Origin of the sequence: Franconibacter daqui (genome assembly GCF_014644275.1) — a bacterium.
Taxonomy (GTDB): Bacteria; Pseudomonadota; Gammaproteobacteria; order Enterobacterales; family Enterobacteriaceae; genus Franconibacter; species Franconibacter pulveris.
Map to the genome: position 1 here is coordinate 521,460 of NZ_BMKJ01000002.1, position 16,782 is coordinate 538,241.

18 protein-coding genes are annotated in these 16,782 nt (G+C 56.9%); 16 read left to right on the forward strand and 2 right to left on the reverse strand.

Going from position 1 to position 16,782, the window contains the following annotated elements:
* Positions 1 to 6 precede the first annotated feature (6 nt).
* From cysN to rpoS, 11 genes are all read left to right on the forward strand, one after another.
* Complete coding sequence (cysN, locus tag IEX01_RS11725) at positions 7 to 1,434, forward strand: sulfate adenylyltransferase subunit CysN (RefSeq protein ID WP_188723887.1); 1,428 nt, start codon at positions 7 to 9, stop codon at positions 1,432 to 1,434.
* A complete protein-coding gene (gene cysC, locus IEX01_RS11730) occupies positions 1,434 to 2,039 on the forward strand; it encodes an adenylyl-sulfate kinase (protein WP_024557189.1) in 606 nt (201 codons plus the stop codon). Before cysN ends, cysC begins: the two co-directional genes overlap by 1 nt.
* A gap of 49 nt (positions 2,040 to 2,088) precedes the next feature.
* Positions 2,089 to 2,409 (forward strand): DUF3561 family protein, encoded by a 321-nt coding sequence (locus tag IEX01_RS11735; protein WP_024551663.1) that lies wholly within the window; start codon positions 2,089 to 2,091, stop codon positions 2,407 to 2,409.
* Positions 2,410 to 2,590: 181 nt separating this feature from the next.
* On the forward strand, positions 2,591 to 2,902 hold the full coding sequence (gene ftsB / locus IEX01_RS11740) for a cell division protein FtsB (protein ID WP_024551664.1): 312 nt from the start codon (positions 2,591 to 2,593) through the stop codon (positions 2,900 to 2,902).
* Positions 2,903 to 2,920: 18 nt separating this feature from the next.
* Positions 2,921 to 3,631 carry a 2-C-methyl-D-erythritol 4-phosphate cytidylyltransferase gene (gene ispD, locus IEX01_RS11745; RefSeq protein WP_048887895.1) on the forward strand — a complete coding sequence of 237 codons (711 nt, stop codon included), beginning with the start codon at positions 2,921 to 2,923 and terminating at the stop codon, positions 3,629 to 3,631.
* The gene (gene ispF, locus IEX01_RS11750) at positions 3,631 to 4,110 is read left to right on the forward strand and encodes a 2-C-methyl-D-erythritol 2,4-cyclodiphosphate synthase (RefSeq protein ID WP_024557191.1); all 480 of its coding nucleotides are present in this window, start codon (positions 3,631 to 3,633) and stop codon (positions 4,108 to 4,110) included. Before ispD ends, ispF begins: the two co-directional genes overlap by 1 nt.
* Positions 4,107 to 5,156: a tRNA pseudouridine(13) synthase TruD gene (gene truD / locus IEX01_RS11755; protein WP_188723888.1), complete on the forward strand. Its 1,050-nt coding sequence runs from the start codon at positions 4,107 to 4,109 to the stop codon at positions 5,154 to 5,156. Before ispF ends, truD begins: the two co-directional genes overlap by 4 nt.
* Entirely contained in the window at positions 5,137 to 5,898 is a 762-nt protein-coding gene (gene surE / locus IEX01_RS11760) for a 5'/3'-nucleotidase SurE (protein ID WP_024557193.1), read from the forward strand. Before truD ends, surE begins: the two co-directional genes overlap by 20 nt.
* Positions 5,892 to 6,518 (forward strand): protein-L-isoaspartate(D-aspartate) O-methyltransferase, encoded by a 627-nt coding sequence (locus IEX01_RS11765; RefSeq protein ID WP_024557194.1) that lies wholly within the window; start codon positions 5,892 to 5,894, stop codon positions 6,516 to 6,518. Before surE ends, IEX01_RS11765 begins: the two co-directional genes overlap by 7 nt.
* Positions 6,519 to 6,644: 126 nt before the next feature.
* Positions 6,645 to 7,802 carry a murein hydrolase activator NlpD gene (gene nlpD, locus IEX01_RS11770; protein ID WP_024557195.1) on the forward strand — a complete coding sequence of 386 codons (1,158 nt, stop codon included), beginning with the start codon at positions 6,645 to 6,647 and terminating at the stop codon, positions 7,800 to 7,802.
* A 61-nt stretch (positions 7,803 to 7,863) separates the two neighbouring features.
* Complete coding sequence (rpoS, locus tag IEX01_RS11775; RefSeq protein ID WP_024551671.1) at positions 7,864 to 8,856, forward strand: RNA polymerase sigma factor RpoS; 993 nt, start codon at positions 7,864 to 7,866, stop codon at positions 8,854 to 8,856.
* A 101-nt stretch (positions 8,857 to 8,957) separates the two neighbouring features.
* Here rpoS and IEX01_RS11780 read toward each other — a convergent pair whose 3' ends face one another.
* Complete coding sequence (locus tag IEX01_RS11780; RefSeq protein ID WP_024557196.1) at positions 8,958 to 9,368, reverse strand: MarR family winged helix-turn-helix transcriptional regulator; 411 nt, start codon at positions 9,366 to 9,368, stop codon at positions 8,958 to 8,960.
* Positions 9,369 to 9,541: 173 nt separating this feature from the next.
* Here IEX01_RS11780 and IEX01_RS11785 point away from each other — a divergent pair, with 173 nt between their 5' ends.
* The 3 genes from IEX01_RS11785 to IEX01_RS11795 are packed head-to-tail and all read left to right on the forward strand — an operon-like array spanning position 9,542 to position 11,824.
* Positions 9,542 to 10,135, forward strand: a complete 594-nt coding sequence (locus IEX01_RS11785; RefSeq protein WP_024561651.1) for a non-oxidative hydroxyarylic acid decarboxylases subunit B — start codon at positions 9,542 to 9,544, stop codon at positions 10,133 to 10,135.
* A 14-nt stretch (positions 10,136 to 10,149) separates the two neighbouring features.
* A complete protein-coding gene (locus IEX01_RS11790) occupies positions 10,150 to 11,577 on the forward strand; it encodes a non-oxidative hydroxyarylic acid decarboxylases subunit C (RefSeq protein WP_188723889.1) in 1,428 nt (475 codons plus the stop codon).
* Between the two features lie 10 nt (positions 11,578 to 11,587).
* Entirely contained in the window at positions 11,588 to 11,824 is a 237-nt protein-coding gene (locus IEX01_RS11795; RefSeq protein ID WP_024561653.1) for a non-oxidative hydroxyarylic acid decarboxylases subunit D, read from the forward strand.
* Positions 11,825 to 12,009: 185 nt separating this feature from the next.
* Here the strand turns inward: IEX01_RS11795 and mutS are convergent, their stop codons facing one another.
* Positions 12,010 to 14,577 carry a DNA mismatch repair protein MutS gene (gene mutS / locus IEX01_RS11800; RefSeq protein ID WP_188723890.1) on the reverse strand — a complete coding sequence of 856 codons (2,568 nt, stop codon included), beginning with the start codon at positions 14,575 to 14,577 and terminating at the stop codon, positions 12,010 to 12,012.
* A gap of 414 nt (positions 14,578 to 14,991) precedes the next feature.
* Between mutS and mltB the strand changes: the two genes are divergently transcribed.
* A complete protein-coding gene (gene mltB / locus IEX01_RS11805; protein WP_188723891.1) occupies positions 14,992 to 16,083 on the forward strand; it encodes a lytic murein transglycosylase B in 1,092 nt (363 codons plus the stop codon).
* A 142-nt stretch (positions 16,084 to 16,225) separates the two neighbouring features.
* Positions 16,226 to 16,723 (forward strand): nicotinamide-nucleotide amidase, encoded by a 498-nt coding sequence (gene pncC, locus IEX01_RS11810; RefSeq protein WP_024557202.1) that lies wholly within the window; start codon positions 16,226 to 16,228, stop codon positions 16,721 to 16,723.
* Positions 16,724 to 16,782 lie beyond the last annotated feature (59 nt).

Below are 16,782 nucleotides of genomic sequence, written 5' to 3' on the forward strand. Positions count from 1 at the left end.
GCCGTCATGAACACGACCATCGCACAACAAATCGCTAAAGAGGGCGGCGTGGAGGCTTATCTGCACGCCCAGCAGCACAAAAGCCTGCTGCGCTTTCTGACCTGCGGCAGCGTGGATGACGGGAAAAGCACCCTGATAGGCCGCCTGCTGCACGATACGCGCCAGATTTATGAAGACCAGCTTTCCTCGCTGCATAACGACAGCAAGCGTCACGGCACCCAGGGCGAAAAGCTCGACCTGGCGCTGCTGGTGGACGGCCTGCAGGCGGAGCGCGAGCAGGGCATCACCATTGACGTGGCTTACCGCTACTTCTCCACCGAAAAGCGCAAATTTATTATCGCCGATACCCCCGGGCACGAGCAGTACACCCGCAACATGGCGACCGGCGCCTCCACCTGCGATCTCGCGATTCTGCTGATCGACGCCCGTAAAGGGGTGCTGGACCAGACGCGTCGCCACAGCTTTATCTCTACGCTGCTGGGGATTAAGCACCTGGTGGTCGCGGTGAACAAAATGGACCTGGTGGAGTTCAGCGAAGAGCGTTTCGAGCAGATCAAACAGGATTACCTTAACTTCGCCGCGCAGCTGCCGGGCAACCTGGACATCCGTTTCGTGCCGCTTTCCGCGCTGGAAGGAGACAACGTCGCTCTCTCCAGCCTGAACATGACCTGGTATACCGGCCCGACGCTGCTGGAAGTGCTGGAAACCGTCGAGATAAATCGCGGCGTCGATGTGCAGCCGCTGCGCTTCCCGGTGCAGTATGTTAATCGCCCGAACCTCGATTTTCGCGGCTATGCGGGTACGGTGGCTTCCGGCGCCGTGAAAGTCGGCCAGCGCGTGAAAGTGCTGCCTTCCGGCGTGGAATCCGCCGTTGCCCGTATTGTGACCTTTGATGGCGATTTAGACGAGGCGGGCGCAGGCGAGGCGATTACGCTGGTGCTGAAAGATGAAATCGACATCAGCCGCGGTGACCTGCTGGTGGACGCCGCCCAGAACGTGCCTGCGGTGCAGAGCGCGTCGGTAGACGTGGTATGGATGGCGGAGCAGCCGCTGACGCCTGGCCAGAGCTACGACATTAAAATCGCCGGTAAGAAAACCCGCGCCCGTGTCGACAACATTCAGTATCAGGTGGATATCAATAACCTGACCCAGCGCGTAGTGGAAAACCTGCCGCTGAACGGCATCGGGCTGGTAGACCTTACTTTCGACGAGCCGCTGAGCCTGGATAAATATCAAGAGAACCCGGTGACCGGCGGGCTGATTTTCATCGATCGCCTGAGCAACGTTACCGTGGGCGCCGGCATGGTGCGCGAGCCGCAAACCGAGGTCTACCAGGAGCCTTCCGCTTACAGCGCTTTTGAGCTGGAGCTGAACGCGCTGGTGCGTCGCCACTTCCCGCACTGGGGCGCGCGCGACCTGCTGGGAGGCAAATAATGGCGCAGCATGACGAGAACGTCGTCTGGCACGCCCATCCCGTGACCGCCGAACAGCGCGAACACCTCCACGGCCACCGTGGCGTTGTGCTCTGGTTTACCGGGCTTTCGGGCTCGGGTAAATCGACGGTGGCCGGCGCGCTGGAAGAGGCGCTGCACCAGCTTGGCGTCAGCACCTACCTGCTGGATGGCGACAATGTGCGCCATGGGCTGTGCAGCGATTTAGGCTTTAGCGACGCTGACCGTAAGGAGAATATCCGCCGCGTTGGCGAAGTGGCGAACCTGATGGTCGACGCAGGTCTGGTGGTGCTGACGGCCTTTATTTCGCCGCATCGCGCCGAGCGCGCTATGGTGCGCGAGCGCGTAGGGGCGGGGCGGTTCATTGAAGTGTTTGTGGATACGCCGCTTGAGGTGTGCGAAGCGCGCGACCCGAAAGGGCTTTATAAAAAAGCCCGCGCCGGCGAGCTGCGCAATTTTACCGGCATCGACTCGGTTTACGAAGCGCCGGAAAAGCCGGAAATTCACCTCGATGGCCAACAATTAGTAACAAATTTGATTGCGCAATTGTTAGATCTGTTGCGCCGGGACGATATCATCAAATCCTGAGACGGCGCCGGGAAGCCGCTTCCCGGCATGTCAGGTCACAGGATAAGTTATGCGCAACGGCACCAATATCATCATCTCACAGGCTCAGACGCCACCCGCTGAAGAAACGACCTGGTCGTGGCCTGGCGCCGTGCTGGGATTTATCTCGTGGCTCATCGCGCTGGGCCCGCCCTTTCTGGTCTACGGCTCCAACACGCTGTTTTTCTTTCTGTATACCTGGCCTTTCTTTCTGGCGTTAATGCCCGTAGCGGTCGTGGTGGGCATCGCGCTCTATTCTCTGCTTAACGGCAAGCTTCTTTACAGCAGCATTGCAACACTGTTAACGGTGGTCCTGATGTTCGGGCTGCTGTTTTTCTGGCTGATGGGCTAAGACAAGCCTGCGCCTGTCGTTTTATCATGAATATGTTACAAATATGTGCAGTACGCATCGCGCCGCGTTCTGTGGTACATTCTGCCGCTGTTTTGGCAGCGCTGCTGCGCCTGGGGACTGTATCGGGTGTAGAGCCTGGCAGGAAGTTATGGGATGATAAGGCCGTTTTTCAGGGGGCGGAATGGGTAAACTAACGCTGCTGTTGCTGGCTTTACTGGTCTGGCTACAGTATTCGCTGTGGTTCGGCAAAAATGGCGTTCACGATTACTCCCGCGTCGCCGACGACGTCGCCGTACAGCAGGCTACTAACGCCAAACTTAAGGCGCGCAACGATCAGCTTTTCGCCGAAATTGACGATCTCAATGGCGGACAAGAAGCTATCGAAGAGCGCGCACGCAATGAATTAAGCATGACCAAACCTGGCGAAACCTTTTATCGTCTGGTGCCGGACGCCTCAAAGCGTCCTAACGGGTCAGGGCAAAACAATCGCTAACCAGACTCGGGTTAACTCATGGCGCCTTCCTTTGCGGACGTGATAGCCGTGGTGCCGGCTGCCGGAATTGGCAGCCGCATGCAAACGGAATGTCCGAAACAATATCTCACCATTGGTGAAAAAACGATCCTCGAACACGCGCTGGCGCCGCTGCTGGCGCATCCTCGCATCAGCCGGGTGATTATCGCCATCAGTCCTGGCGATGCGCGCTTTATGGCGTTGCCGCTGGCCTCCCATCCCCGCGTTCAGGTGGTGCAGGGCGGCGCGCAGCGGGCCGACTCGGTGCTGGCAGGGCTAAAGCAGGCCGACGACTGCATCTGGGCGTTGGTGCATGACGCTGCCCGCCCCTGTCTGCATCAGGACGATCTTGAGCGTCTGCTCACTCTTACCGAAACCAGCGCTGTCGGCGGCATTCTCGCCGCCCCCGTGCGCGACACCATGAAGCGCGGCGAGCCGGGTAAACCCGCTATCGCCCATACGGTCGACAGAGAAGATCTCTGGCACGCGCTCACGCCCCAGCTTTTTCCTCGCGAACTGCTGCTTGACTGTCTGACGCGCGCGCTCAACGAAGGGGCCACCATTACTGATGAAGCCTCGGCGCTCGAATATTGTGGTTTTCATCCTGAACTGATTGCTGGCCGCGCGGATAATATTAAAGTGACGCGCCCTGAAGACCTGGCGCTGGCGGCGTTTTATCTTACCCGGTTAACCCATATGGAGAATGCATAATGCGCATCGGACATGGTTTTGACGTACACGCTTTTGGCGGCGTTGGGCCGATTATTATTGGCGGCGTTCGTATTCCTTACGAGCAGGGGCTGCTGGCGCATTCCGACGGCGATGTCGCGCTACACGCCTTGACCGATGCGCTGCTGGGCGCGGCGGCGCTGGGCGATATCGGCAAACTCTTCCCGGATACCGACCCGGCCTTTAAAGGCGCGGATAGCCGCGAACTTCTGCGTGAAGCCTGGCGCCGCGTACAGGCCAAAGGTTACGCGCTTGGCAATGTTGACGTCACGATTATCGCCCAGGCGCCGAAAATGGCGCCGCACATCCCGCAGATGCGCGTTTTTATCGCCGAAGACCTGGGCTGCCATATGGAGCAGGTCAACGTGAAGGCTACCACCACCGAGAAGCTCGGCTTTACCGGACGTGGCGAAGGCATCGCCTGCGAGGCGGTGGCGCTGCTGCTTAAGGCTGGCGTATGATCGACGTGCATCAACTGACTTACCAGCATGGCAAGCCTCAGGGCAGCGGCGTGCTTAAAGCCAACCCGGAAGATTTTGTCGTAACGGAAGATTTAGGCTTCGAGCCGGATGGCGAGGGCGAACATCTGCTGGTGCGCATCGTCAAAACTGGCTGCAATACGCGCTTTGTGGCGGACGCGCTGGCTAAGTTCCTTAAAGTGCACGCCAGGGAAGTCAGCTTTGCCGGGCAAAAAGATAAGCACGCCGTCACGGAACAGTGGTTCTGCGTCCGTCTGCCGGGCAAAGAGATGCCGGATCTAAGCGCCTTTTCCCTGGAAGGGTGCCAGGTGCTGGAGTATGCCCGCCACAAGCGCAAGCTGCGTTTAGGGGCGCTGAAAGGCAACCACTTCCGGCTGGTGCTGCGCGAGGTGACGAACCGGGAGGAGATGGAAACCTGTCTGCAGGCGGTGCGTGACGAAGGCGTGCCGAACTATTTCGGCCCGCAGCGTTTTGGCATCGGCGGCAGCAACCTGTTGCAGGCGCAGCGCTGGGGCGAGACGGCTACGCCGCCCCGCGAGCGCAACAAACGCAGTTTTGCTTTGTCTGCGGCGCGCAGCGCGCTGTTTAATCAGATAGTCAGCCAACGTCTGAAAAAACCAGAATTTAATCAAGTTGTTGATGGCGATGCGCTACAATTAGCGGGCCGCGGCAGCTGGTTTGTCGCAGCCGCAGAAGAGCTGCCGGAGCTGCAGGCTCGTGTAGACGCGAAGGCTTTGCTTATCACCGCCGCGCTGCCTGGCAGCGGAGAGTGGGGTACCCAGCGTGAAGCGCTGGCGAACGAACAGCAGGCCATTGCTGGAGAAACAACGTTGCAGACGCTGCTGGCGCGTGAAAAAGTGGAAGCGGCGCGCCGGGCGATGCGGCTCTTTCCCCACGATTTTCGCTGGGAGTGGTGGGACGATATGACTGTCGAACTGCGCTTCTGGCTGCCGGCGGGCAGTTTTGCCACCAGCGTCGTGCGGGAATTAATGAACACAGCGGGTGATTATGCGGATATTGCTGAGTAACGATGACGGGATCCATGCGCCGGGCATTCAGACCCTGGCGAGAGCGCTTCGCGAATTTGCCGAAGTGCAGGTCGTTGCTCCCGATCGTAACCGCAGCGGCGCGTCCAACTCTCTGACGCTGGAATCCTCCCTTCGCACTTTCACCTTTGAAAATGGCGATATCGCCGTGCAGATGGGCACGCCGACCGATTGCGTGTTCCTTGGCGTCAACGCGCTGATGCGTCCTCGTCCTGACGTGGTGGTTTCCGGCATTAACGCCGGACCTAATCTGGGCGATGACGTCATTTATTCCGGCACCGTCGCCGCGGCGATGGAAGGGCGTCATCTGGGCTTTCCGGCGCTGGCGGTGTCGCTTAACGGCTACCAGCATTACGACACGGCGGCGGCGGTCACCTGTACGATTTTGCGGGCGCTCATGCGTGAACCTTTGCGTACCGGCCGCATACTGAACGTTAATGTGCCGGATCTGCCGCTGGCGGAGATCAAAGGCATCCGCGTCACGCGCTGCGGCAGCCGCCATCCGGCGGATAAAGTTATTCCGCAGGAGGATCCGCGCGGCAATACGCTTTACTGGATAGGCCCTCCGGGCGAAAAATGCGATGCCGGGCCGGATACAGACTTCGCCGCGGTGGAGGAAGGTTATGTCTCCGTCACGCCGCTGCATGTGGATTTAACAGCGCACAGTGCGCATGATGTTGTCTCAACCTGGTTAGACCGCGCCGGAGTGAACGGGCAATGGTAAGCAATCGCGTTCAAACTCTTCTCAATCAATTGCGTGCTCAGGGCATTCGCGACGAGCACGTGCTCGAAGCGCTCGCCCGCGTGCCACGCGAAAAATTTATCGATGAAGCGCTTGAGCACAAAGCCTGGGAGAACGTGGCGCTGCCTATCGGCTCCGGGCAGACCATTTCTCAGCCTTATATGGTGGCGCTGATGACCGAGCTGCTGGAGCTCACGCCCGAATCACGGGTGCTGGAGATAGGCACCGGCTCGGGCTACCAGACGGCGATTCTGGCGCATCTCGTCCACCACGTTTGTTCCGTTGAGCGCATCAAAAGTTTGCAGTGGCACGCTCGTCGTCGCCTGAAGCAGCTTGATTTACACAATATTTCTACCCGTCACGGTGATGGCTGGCAGGGGTGGCAGGCGCGTGCCCCGTTTGACGCTATTATTGTGACGGCCGCGCCGCCGGAGATCCCGCCTGCGTTGATGTCGCAGCTGGATGACGGCGGCATTCTTGTGCTTCCCGTTGGAGATGAGCATCAGCTATTAAAGCGGGTTCGTCGGCGGGGAGATGAATTTATTATCGACACCGTGGAAGCCGTGCGTTTCGTTCCTCTGGTGAAAGGGGATCTGGCGTAATCCAGGAGTTTTTCCTGTTACTTTCAGGCGTTATCCGCGTATGGTGGGCTCATTTTGAGCCTGCCGGACGTGCAGAGCCACGGTCGTCGTAAGTAGTCACTGACAGATAACAATCCTGGGGGATAAATGAGCGCGGGAAGCCCAAAATTCACAGCACGCCGGGTAGCAACAGCAACATTCATTTCACTTTGGCTGGCGGGATGTTCATCCAATGACGCCTCTCAGGCGCCGATAAGTTCTGTAGAGGGAAACAGCGGCGCAGCCGCCAGCAGCACGAGCAGCAGCGGTATGATGATTACGCCGCCACCCAAAATGGGCGCCTCTACTGCCGCACCGGTTTCCGCCCCCGTTTCTGCGCCGCAAATTCAGCCCGCGCAGCCTCCCGTTTCGCAGCCTCGTCAGGTTCAGCCTGTGATCGAGCAGCCGGTGCAGACCGAAAATGGCCGCATCGTATACAATCGTCAGTATGGGAACATTCCGAAAGGCAGCTATACCGGCGGCAGCACTTATACCGTTAAGCGCGGCGATACGCTCTTTTATATCGCCTGGATTACCGGGAACGATTTCCGTGATTTGGCCCAGCGCAATAACATTCCAGCCCCGTATGGCCTGAATGTTGGGCAAACGCTGCAGGTAGGCAATGCTTCCGGTACACCGATCACAGGAGGCAATGCAATTACACAGGCAGATGCAAATGCTCAAGGAATTGTCTCAAAACCTGCACAAAATTCCAGCACGGTGGTTGCGTCGAAACCCACAATTATTTATTCTGAGGACTCAGGTGAACAAAGTGATAACAAAATGTTGCCTGGTAACAGAAATAGCGGTGCTGTCGTAACGGCACCCGTTACCGCGCCAACCGTTAACACTACAGCCGAACCGACAGTCAGCAGTACGTCCACTAGCGCGCCGATAGCAGCATGGCGCTGGCCGACTGAGGGCAATGTTATCGAGAACTTTTCTGCTTCCGAAGGGGGCAATAAAGGGGTCGATATCGCAGGAAGTAAAGGCCAGGCTATCGTCGCTACCGCTGACGGTCGCGTCGTTTACGCCGGTAATGCTCTGCGCGGTTACGGTAATCTTATCATCATAAAACACAACGATGATTACCTGAGTGCCTACGCCCATAACGACACAATGCTGGTCCGGGAACAACAAGAAGTTAAGGCGGGGCAGAAAATCGCTACCATGGGTAGCACCGGAACCAGTTCTACACGCTTGCATTTTGAAATTCGTTACAAGGGGAAATCCGTAAACCCGCTGCGTTATTTGCCGCAGCGATAAATCGGCAAAGCATGCTTCTGTCAGGTGCTTTGCTTAGGGATCACGGGTAGGAGCCACCTTTATGAGTCAGAATACGCTGAAAGTTCATGATTTAAATGAAGACGCGGAATTTGATGAGAACGGAGTAGAGGCTTTTGATGAAAAAGCCTTGATAGAAGAGGAACCCAGTGATAACGACCTGGCAGAAGAGGAGTTGTTGTCGCAGGGTGCCACACAGCGTGTGTTGGATGCGACTCAGCTGTATCTGGGAGAAATCGGTTACTCTCCTCTGCTAACAGCAGAAGAAGAAGTCTACTTCGCACGCCGCGCGCTGCGTGGTGATATCGCCTCACGCCGCCGCATGATCGAAAGTAACCTGCGTCTGGTGGTGAAAATTGCCCGTCGTTACAGCAACCGCGGTCTTGCGCTGCTGGATCTGATCGAAGAAGGCAACCTGGGCCTTATCCGCGCAGTTGAGAAGTTCGATCCGGAGCGCGGTTTCCGTTTTTCAACGTACGCAACCTGGTGGATTCGCCAGACCATCGAACGGGCTATCATGAACCAAACCCGTACGATTCGTCTGCCGATTCATATTGTTAAAGAGCTGAACGTTTATCTGCGTACCGCACGCGAGCTTTCTCACAAGCTGGATCATGAGCCGAGCGCGGAAGAGATTGCAGAGCAGCTGGATAAACCGGTTGATGACGTAAGCCGTATGCTGCGCCTGAACGAGCGCATTACCTCTGTTGATACCCCGCTGGGTGGTGATTCAGAGAAAGCGCTGCTGGATATTCTGGCCGATGAAAAAGAAAACGGTCCGGAAGATACCACGCAGGACGATGACATGAAACAGAGCATCGTTAAGTGGTTGTTCGAACTGAACGCCAAGCAGCGTGAAGTGCTGGCTCGTCGTTTCGGCCTGCTCGGCTATGAAGCGGCAACGCTTGAAGATGTGGGCCGGGAAATCGGTCTGACTCGTGAGCGTGTTCGTCAGATTCAGGTTGAGGGTCTGCGTCGCCTGCGCGAAATCCTGCAGGGGCAAGGGCTGAATATCGAAGCGCTATTCCGCGAATAAGCTACGAATTGTTGTTTTCAGCCAAAAAGGCCGGTCATTTGACCGGCCTTTTTCTTTTATTTCCGTGGGTTACGGCCTTTGCAAAACAGAGAGGATAAGCCCTATTGCTTGTCCATCATCTTTCCAATTAGCTGTGTAAAAAGCGCTCGCTCATCCGCTTCCAGTTTACCCAGAAACCGTTCATCCACCGCGTTGCCTACAGGGATAATGGCATTCAGCAGAGATTCGCCTTCCGGCGTCAAATAGATAAAACGTCGCCGCTTATCGGCCGGATCGTTTTCTCGTCGAACCAGTCCACGGCTTTCCATACGACTTAGCATTTCCGCCAGTGTCGCTTTAGTGCTGACGGCCGCGTCGGTCAGCGCGACTTGTTCAATGCCCGGCTGCTCCTGAATCGCACGCATTACGGCATACTGCGGCTTGGTCAGTTCCGGCAGTTCGCTCTGCCAGCGCGACGTATGTTGTTGAAAAAGCTGGCGTAGCAGGTGAAAAGCCTCTTCACGAAGATACATGGCGGCTCCTGTTTTATCGTCCATCCCGCCATCATAGCCGCTTACGGCAGCCTTTATAACCTTTATAAAAATAAGCGATTCGTGCGGTTTTGCTCCTGTGGGCTTGTTCATCCCGCTGGCTGGCGATAGGCTTGGTTAAAACGTTCGTATACGAACAATATTGTGAGGTAAGGATGAGATTAATAGTGGGCATGACGGGCGCCACTGGCGCGCCGCTTGGAGTAGCACTGTTAAAAACGCTGCAGAAGATGCCGGAAGTGGAAACGCACCTGGTGATGTCGAAGTGGGCCAAAACCACTATTGAACTGGAAACGCCTTATAACGCCCGGGAAGTCGCAGCGCTGGCGGATGTTATACATAGCCCCGCCGATCAGGCGGCGACGATTTCTTCGGGGTCGTTTCACACTGACGGCATGATTGTTATTCCATGCAGCATGAAAACGCTGGCGGGCATTCGCGCTGGCTACGCCGAAGGGCTGGTTGGACGCGCCGCCGATGTGGTGTTGAAAGAGGGGCGCAAGCTGGTGCTGGTGCCGCGTGAAATGCCGCTTAGTACTATTCATCTGGAAAATATGCTGGCGCTATCCCGTATGGGCGTGGCAATGGTGCCGCCCATGCCCGCTTTTTATAACCATCCGAAAACCATCGAAGACATTACCCGCCATATTGTCGCGCGCGTGCTGGATCAGTTTGGGCTTAACGATCCGCAGGCACGGCGTTGGGGAGGCCTGCACAGTACAGGCTCAGCGAATTCACATCATGCATAACAGGAGATTCACGCATGGCTTTTGATGATTTGCGCGGCTTTCTACGCGCGCTGGACGAGCAGAAACAACTGCTGAAAATAAGCGAGGAAGTGCAGGCGGAGCCAGATCTGGCCGCCGCGGCCAACGCGACCGGACGTATTGGCGAAGGCGCGCCGGCGCTATGGTTCGATAATATCCGTGGTTTTACTGACGCGCGAGTGGTGATGAACACTATCGGCTCCTGGCAGAACCACGCTATTTCGCTTGGTCTTCCGCCCGCTACGCCGGTAAAACAGCAGATTGCGGAATTTATTCGCCGTTGGGATAAATTTCCGGTGACGCCGGAGCGTCGCGACAATCCGCCCTGGGCGGAAAACAGCGTAGACGGCGAAGCCATCAATCTGTTCGACATTTTGCCGCTGTTTCGTCTGAACGACGGCGATGGCGGTTTTTACCTCGATAAAGCCTGCGTGGTTTCGCGCGATCCACTCGATCCTGAACATTTCGGCAAGCAGAATGTCGGCATTTACCGGATGGAAGTCAAAGGCAAACGTAAGCTCGGCCTGCAACCTGTGCCGATGCATGATATCGCCCTGCATCTGCACAAAGCCGAAGAGCGCGGCGAAGATTTGCCTGTCGCTATTACGCTTGGCAACGATCCGATTATTACGCTGATGGGCGCCACGCCGCTGAAATACGATCAATCTGAATATGAAATGGCGGGGGCGCTGCGTGAAAGCCCGTATCCGATCGCTACCGCACCGCTGACCGGCTTTGATGTGCCGTGGGGCTCAGAGGTGATCCTGGAAGGGGTGATTGAAGGCCGCAAGCGTGAAATAGAAGGGCCGTTTGGTGAATTTACCGGACACTATTCTGGCGGCCGCAATATGACGGTAGTGCGTATCGATAAGGTTTCATATCGCACGAAGCCGATTTTCGAATCGCTCTATCTGGGCATGCCCTGGACTGAAATCGACTACCTGATGGGGCCCGCCACCTGCGTGCCGCTCTATCAGCAACTGAAAGCAGAGTTCCCGGAAGTGCAGGCGGTTAACGCCATGTATACCCACGGGTTGCTTGCCATTATTTCCACGAAAAAACGCTATGGCGGTTTTGCCCGCGCCGTGGGGCTTCGCGCCATGACCACGCCGCACGGTCTTGGCTATGTGAAGATGGTTATCATGGTCGATGAAGATGTCGATCCGTTCGATCTGCCGCAGGTGATGTGGGCGCTCTCTTCCAAAGTTAACCCGGCAGGGGATCTGGTGCAGTTGCCAAATATGTCCGTGCTGGAGCTGGATCCAGGCTCAAGCCCGGCGGGAATTACCGACAAGCTGATTATCGACGCCACCACACCCGTCGCGCCGGATAACCGCGGGCACTACAGCCAACCGGTGAAAGATCTGCCGGAAACCGCGCAGTGGGTTGAAAAGCTCACCGCTATGCTCGCCAACCGTAAATAAGGAGGGAGAAATGATTTGCCCACGTTGCGCTGATGAACAAATTGAAGTGATGGCGACATCACCTGTAAAAGGCGTCTGGACAGTATTTCAGTGCCAGCATTGTCTTTACACCTGGCGAGATACCGAGCCGCTGCGTCGGACCAGCCGCGAGCATTATCCCGAAGCGTTTCGCATGACGCAGAAAGATATTGATGAGGCGCCAGAGGTACCGACGATACCGCCGCTACTGGCGGAATCAAAGCGGTAAAAAAGCGTTGGCGGATAATGAAAAGGACGGGAGAGGCGCATTCTACCCGTCTTTTTAATTTCGCCTGCGCGAAATCTGCCGTGCTTAATATGGGATAACTGTAAGGCAGATAAGCGAAGCATTTTTACCATGCTTAAAACTGTCGCAAGGCGGGTAGCGAAGCGCTACCCGCTATTTTTCCAGCGTTACACCAGGTTTTTCAGGCGATAGATCCACTCCAGCGCCTGACGGGGCGTAAGCGAATCCGGGTCAAGATTTTCCAGCGCTTCCACCGCAGGTGAGGTTTCTTCCGCGGGCGTTAGCAGCGACATCTGCGTGCCGTCTATCTGCGTGGCGGCGGCATTCCCTGAGAGACTTTCCAGCTCGCGCAGTTTCTGGCGCGCCCGCTTAATCACCTCTTTTGGCACCCCAGCCAGCGCGGCAACCGCGAGACCGTAGCTTTTACTGGCGGCGCCGTCCTGCACGCTGTGCATAAAGGCGATGGTGTCGCCGTGCTCAATCGCGTCCAGATGCACATTCGCCACCCCTTCCATTTTTTCTGGCAGTTGGGTGAGTTCGAAATAGTGGGTCGCGAACAGCGTCATCGCCTTAATGCGGTTCGCCAGGCTTTCCGCACAGGCCCAGGCGAGCGAAAGCCCGTCATAGGTGGAGGTGCCGCGGCCTATTTCATCCATCAACACCAGGCTGTGCTCGGTGGCGTTATGTAGAATATTCGCCGTCTCGGTCATCTCCACCATGAAAGTGGAACGTCCGGAGGCGAGATCGTCCGCCGCGCCGACGCGAGTGAAGATGCGGTCAATCGGGCCTATCTCCGCCCGCTGCGCCGGAACGAAACTGCCGATATAGGCCATCAGCACGATCAGCGCAGTCTGGCGCATATAGGTGCTTTTACCGCCCATATTCGGACCCGTGATGATGAGCATCCGTCTCTGCGGTGAAAGATTCAGCGGGTTAGCGATAAACGGCTCGTTCAAGACGCGTTCCACCACTGGGTGACGCCCTTCCACCAGGCGAATGCCAGGTTTATCGGTCAGCGTCGGGCAGGTGTAATTCAGCGTTTCGGCACGTTCGGCGAGGTTAGCTAATACGTCCAGTTCCGCCAGCGCCGCGGCGCTCTTTTGTAGCGCTGGCAGGTGGGGAAGCAGCAGGTCGAAAAGCTCATCATAAAGCTGTTTCTCCAGCCCCAGCGCTTTGCCTTTTGAGGTGAGGACTTTGTCTTCGTACTCTTTAAGCTCCGGAATGATATAGCGTTCGGCATTTTTCAGGGTCTGACGGCGGACATAATGGATAGGCACCAGGTGGCTCTGCCCGCGGCTTACCTGAATGTAATAACCGTGTACGGCGTTGAAGCCGACTTTTAGCGTATCCAGCCCCAGCTTCTCGCGCTCGCGGATTTCCAGCCTGTCGAGGTAATCGGTCGCGCCGTCCGCCAGCGCGCGCCATTCGTCGAGCTCTTCGTTATAACCCGGCGCAATGACGCCGCCGTCGCGCACCAGCACGGGCGGCGCCTCAATAATCGCCCGCTCCAGCAGTTCGCGAAGCTCGGTAAACTCGCCCATGTTTTCACGCAGAGTCTGTACGTAACTGGCGTCGCTTTGGGCCAGCATTTCCCGTAGCGCAGGCAACTGCTGGAAGGCGTGCCGCATACGCGCCAGGTCGCGCGGGCGAGCGGTGCGTAGCGCAAGACGCGCGAGAATACGCTCCAGATCGCCAACCTGACGCAATACCGGCTGCACTTCTCCCGCCAGGTCCATTAATGCGCTGATGGCCTGCTGACGATGCGACAGCACGGCTACGTCACGTACCGGCATATGCAGCCAGCGCTTGAGCATACGACTGCCCATTGGCGTTACGGTGCAGTCAAGCACCGAGGCGAGGGTGTTTTCGATGCCCCCCGCCAGGTTTTGGGTTATCTCAAGGTTACGACGCGTGGCGGCATCCATGATGATGCCATCCTGCTGGCGCTCCATAGTGATAGAGCGAATGTGAGGCAGGGAGGTGCGCTGCGTATCTTTCACATACTGAAGCAGGCAGCCTGCCGCGCAGAGACCGCGTACTGCATTCTCCACGCCGAAACCCACCAGGTCGCGCGTGCCGAATTGCAGGTTTAACTGCTGGCGCGCCGTTTCGATTTCAAACTCCCACAACGGACGGCGACGCAGGCCGCGGCGGCCTTCAATCAACGCCATTTCCGTAAAATCTTCGGCATACAGCAGTTCTGCCGGGTTGGTGCGCTGTAATTCCGCCGCCATGGTTTCACGGTCTTCCGGCTCCGTTAAGCGAAAGCGACCGGAACTGATATCAAGCGTAGCGTAGCCAAAGCCGCGGCTGTCCTGCCAGATAGCCGCCAGCAGGTTATCCTGACGCTCCTGCAGCAGCGCTTCGTCGCTGATGGTGCCGGGCGTTACGATACGCACCACCTTGCGTTCCACGGGGCCTTTCGTGGTCGCCGGGTCGCCAATCTGTTCGCAAATCGCCACCGACTCGCCAAGGCTCACCAGCTTCGCCAGATAGTTTTCCACCGCGTGATACGGCACGCCCGCCATGGGAATTGACTCCCCCGCCGAAGCGCCGCGTTTCGTCAGCGAAATATCCATAAGCTGAGAGGCGCGTTTCGCGTCGTCATAAAACAGCTCGTAGAAATCGCCCATGCGGTAGAACAGCAAGATATCGGGGTGCTGCGCCTTGAGCTTCAGATACTGCTGCATCATTGGGGTATGGTCGGAAAAGTCCTTATCGATAGACTCAGTCATTTGATTTTGCTCATTTCTTGAAGCGAGGTACGGCGTGTGATGCCCTGTAGAAACGGCCATCTTATCATTGATAATCCCCTGCTTTCATCCGCAGAGCGCGCAATCCTGTTTGCCTTAAACGTCGGTGACAGTAGCAGCGTAAAAAGCAACAGGGGAGGGGAGAAGGCGAAGCTTGCGGCTTGTTTCGCAAGCTTTAGCGCGTTTAGCACTTCAGATTCAGGCGAATTGCGAGCGGCGGCGCATTCGTCCCGTATCGTGAGGAAAAGATAAAACCTGCGATATCAATCAGCTTTTTCAGGCTTATCAGCTCGCAATAAATAAAGCCGTCTGAAGGACGCTTGCGGCGCTTTCTCGGCTGGCTTGAGATGATCTACCATTAGTGCCACTTGTCTTCGAATGCCATAGGGATATTTCATGCTTAAGCGTCGCTACACCGCCTTATTATCGACACTTGTTCTTCTTTCCGCTTGCAGCAGCAAGCCAAAAACGGAAGCGGCCGACGCCACAGCCGGCGCGCCTGCTTCCGCACCTTCAGGAGGCTTTCTGCTGCAGCCTCAGCACGACATGCTCATGCCCAGCGGCGATTTCGCGAATAACGCCGCCGCCCAGCAGTTCATCGATAAGATGGTGAGCAAGCATGGTTTTGATCGTCAACAACTGCATGAAATCCTCTCACAGGCGAAACGGCTGGATTACGTGCTTCGCCTGATGAATCAGCAGGCGCCGACTACGCAGCCGCCAACGGGGCCGAACGGCGCATGGCTGCGCTATCGCAGCAAATTCATCACGCCGGATAACGTGCAAAACGGCGTGGTGTTCTGGAACCAATATCAGGACGCGCTTAATCGCGCCTGGCAGGTTTACGGCGTGCCGCCGGAAATTATCGTGGGCATCATCGGCGTGGAAACCCGCTGGGGACGCGTAATGGGGAAAACCCGCATTCTCGATGCGCTTGCCACGCTTGCTTTTGAATATCCTCGCCGCGCAGATTACTTCGCCAGCGAACTGGAAACCTTCTTGTTAATGGCGCGTGATGAAGGGGACGATCCGCTGGCGCTGAAAGGCTCTTTTGCGGGCGCAATGGGGTATGGTCAGTTTATGCCCTCTTCTTACAAAGAGTATGCGGTGGATTTCAATGGCGATGGCCATATCAATCTCTGGGATCCGGTCGATGCCATTGGCAGCGTAGCGAACTACTTTAAAGAACATGGCTGGGTGAAGGGCGATGCGGTGGCCGTACCGGCAAACGGTCAGGCGCCAGGCCTTGAGAATGGCTTTAAAACGAAATACAGCATCAGCCAGCTTGCCGTGGCGGGCTTAACGCCGCAGCAACCGATCGGTAATCATCAGGAGGCCAGCCTGCTGCGTCTGGATATCGGCACGGGTTACCAGTACTGGTACGGGCTGCCGAATTTTTATGCAATCACCCGCTATAACCACAGCACGCATTATGCGATGGCGGTCTGGCAACTGGGCCAGGCGGTCGCGCTGGCTCGCATTCAGTGATCTTCTTCCCGCGTCCCGGCGCGGGATCTCCTTTTTTGCCTGCGCTAACCTTGAATTTAGCCCGAAAAACGCAATGTAATCCTCTGCAACAAAGGGGAAGTGCTATTGTCAAACAGGGGATCTGCTTACAATCGGAGCTGTCATGAATGACCGCGAAATGATGCAATTAAGTCAGCAACTTGGCGAGGCGTTGCGCCAACTCGGCGCAACGGTGACGACGGCTGAATCCTGCACTGGCGGGTGGGTGGCTAAGATGATTACCGATATCGCCGGTAGTTCCGCCTGGTTTGAACGCGGATTTGTTACCTACAGTAATGAAGCCAAGCAGCAGATGATTGGCGTCGACGGCGCCACGCTTGAGGCGCATGGCGCAGTGAGCGAGCCGGTTGTGCGTCAGATGGCGCTGGGGGCGTTGAATGCCGCCGCCGCAACCTGGGCGGTCTCTGTCAGCGGCATTGCAGGGCCGGATGGCGGCAGCGCGCAAAAGCCTGTCGGCACCGTCTGGTTCGGCATCGCGAATGACCAGGGTGAGGTGCGAACTTACCTGCAAAATTTTCCTGGCGATCGTGAAGCGGTGCGGCGTCAGGCCACGGTTTTCGCCCTACAGACGCTGTGGCAAAACATTCGACAAAAAGCTTGATACTGTATAGCCATACAGTATAATGGCTGCAACAGAAACAAAGGCAGCGTGGCGCATAG

What these genes read in the sequence shown, in the direction of transcription:
- cysN (WP_188723887.1), top strand. Translation starts at nt 7, where the DNA reads ATGAACACGACCATCGCACAACAAATCGCTAAAGAGGGCGGCGTGGAG.
- cysC (WP_024557189.1), top strand. Translation starts at nt 1,434, where the DNA reads ATGGCGCAGCATGACGAGAACGTCGTCTGGCACGCCCATCCCGTGACC.
- IEX01_RS11735 (WP_024551663.1), top strand. Translation starts at nt 2,089, where the DNA reads ATGCGCAACGGCACCAATATCATCATCTCACAGGCTCAGACGCCACCC.
- ftsB (WP_024551664.1), top strand. Translation starts at nt 2,591, where the DNA reads ATGGGTAAACTAACGCTGCTGTTGCTGGCTTTACTGGTCTGGCTACAG.
- ispD (WP_048887895.1), top strand. Translation starts at nt 2,921, where the DNA reads ATGGCGCCTTCCTTTGCGGACGTGATAGCCGTGGTGCCGGCTGCCGGA.
- ispF (WP_024557191.1), top strand. Translation starts at nt 3,631, where the DNA reads ATGCGCATCGGACATGGTTTTGACGTACACGCTTTTGGCGGCGTTGGG.
- truD (WP_188723888.1), top strand. Translation starts at nt 4,107, where the DNA reads ATGATCGACGTGCATCAACTGACTTACCAGCATGGCAAGCCTCAGGGC.
- surE (WP_024557193.1), top strand. Translation starts at nt 5,137, where the DNA reads ATGCGGATATTGCTGAGTAACGATGACGGGATCCATGCGCCGGGCATT.
- IEX01_RS11765 (WP_024557194.1), top strand. Translation starts at nt 5,892, where the DNA reads ATGGTAAGCAATCGCGTTCAAACTCTTCTCAATCAATTGCGTGCTCAG.
- nlpD (WP_024557195.1), top strand. Translation starts at nt 6,645, where the DNA reads ATGAGCGCGGGAAGCCCAAAATTCACAGCACGCCGGGTAGCAACAGCA.
- rpoS (WP_024551671.1), top strand. Translation starts at nt 7,864, where the DNA reads ATGAGTCAGAATACGCTGAAAGTTCATGATTTAAATGAAGACGCGGAA.
- IEX01_RS11780 (WP_024557196.1), bottom strand. Translation starts at nt 9,368, where the DNA reads ATGTATCTTCGTGAAGAGGCTTTTCACCTGCTACGCCAGCTTTTTCAA.
- IEX01_RS11785 (WP_024561651.1), top strand. Translation starts at nt 9,542, where the DNA reads ATGAGATTAATAGTGGGCATGACGGGCGCCACTGGCGCGCCGCTTGGA.
- IEX01_RS11790 (WP_188723889.1), top strand. Translation starts at nt 10,150, where the DNA reads ATGGCTTTTGATGATTTGCGCGGCTTTCTACGCGCGCTGGACGAGCAG.
- IEX01_RS11795 (WP_024561653.1), top strand. Translation starts at nt 11,588, where the DNA reads ATGATTTGCCCACGTTGCGCTGATGAACAAATTGAAGTGATGGCGACA.
- mutS (WP_188723890.1), bottom strand. Translation starts at nt 14,577, where the DNA reads ATGACTGAGTCTATCGATAAGGACTTTTCCGACCATACCCCAATGATG.
- mltB (WP_188723891.1), top strand. Translation starts at nt 14,992, where the DNA reads ATGCTTAAGCGTCGCTACACCGCCTTATTATCGACACTTGTTCTTCTT.
- pncC (WP_024557202.1), top strand. Translation starts at nt 16,226, where the DNA reads ATGAATGACCGCGAAATGATGCAATTAAGTCAGCAACTTGGCGAGGCG.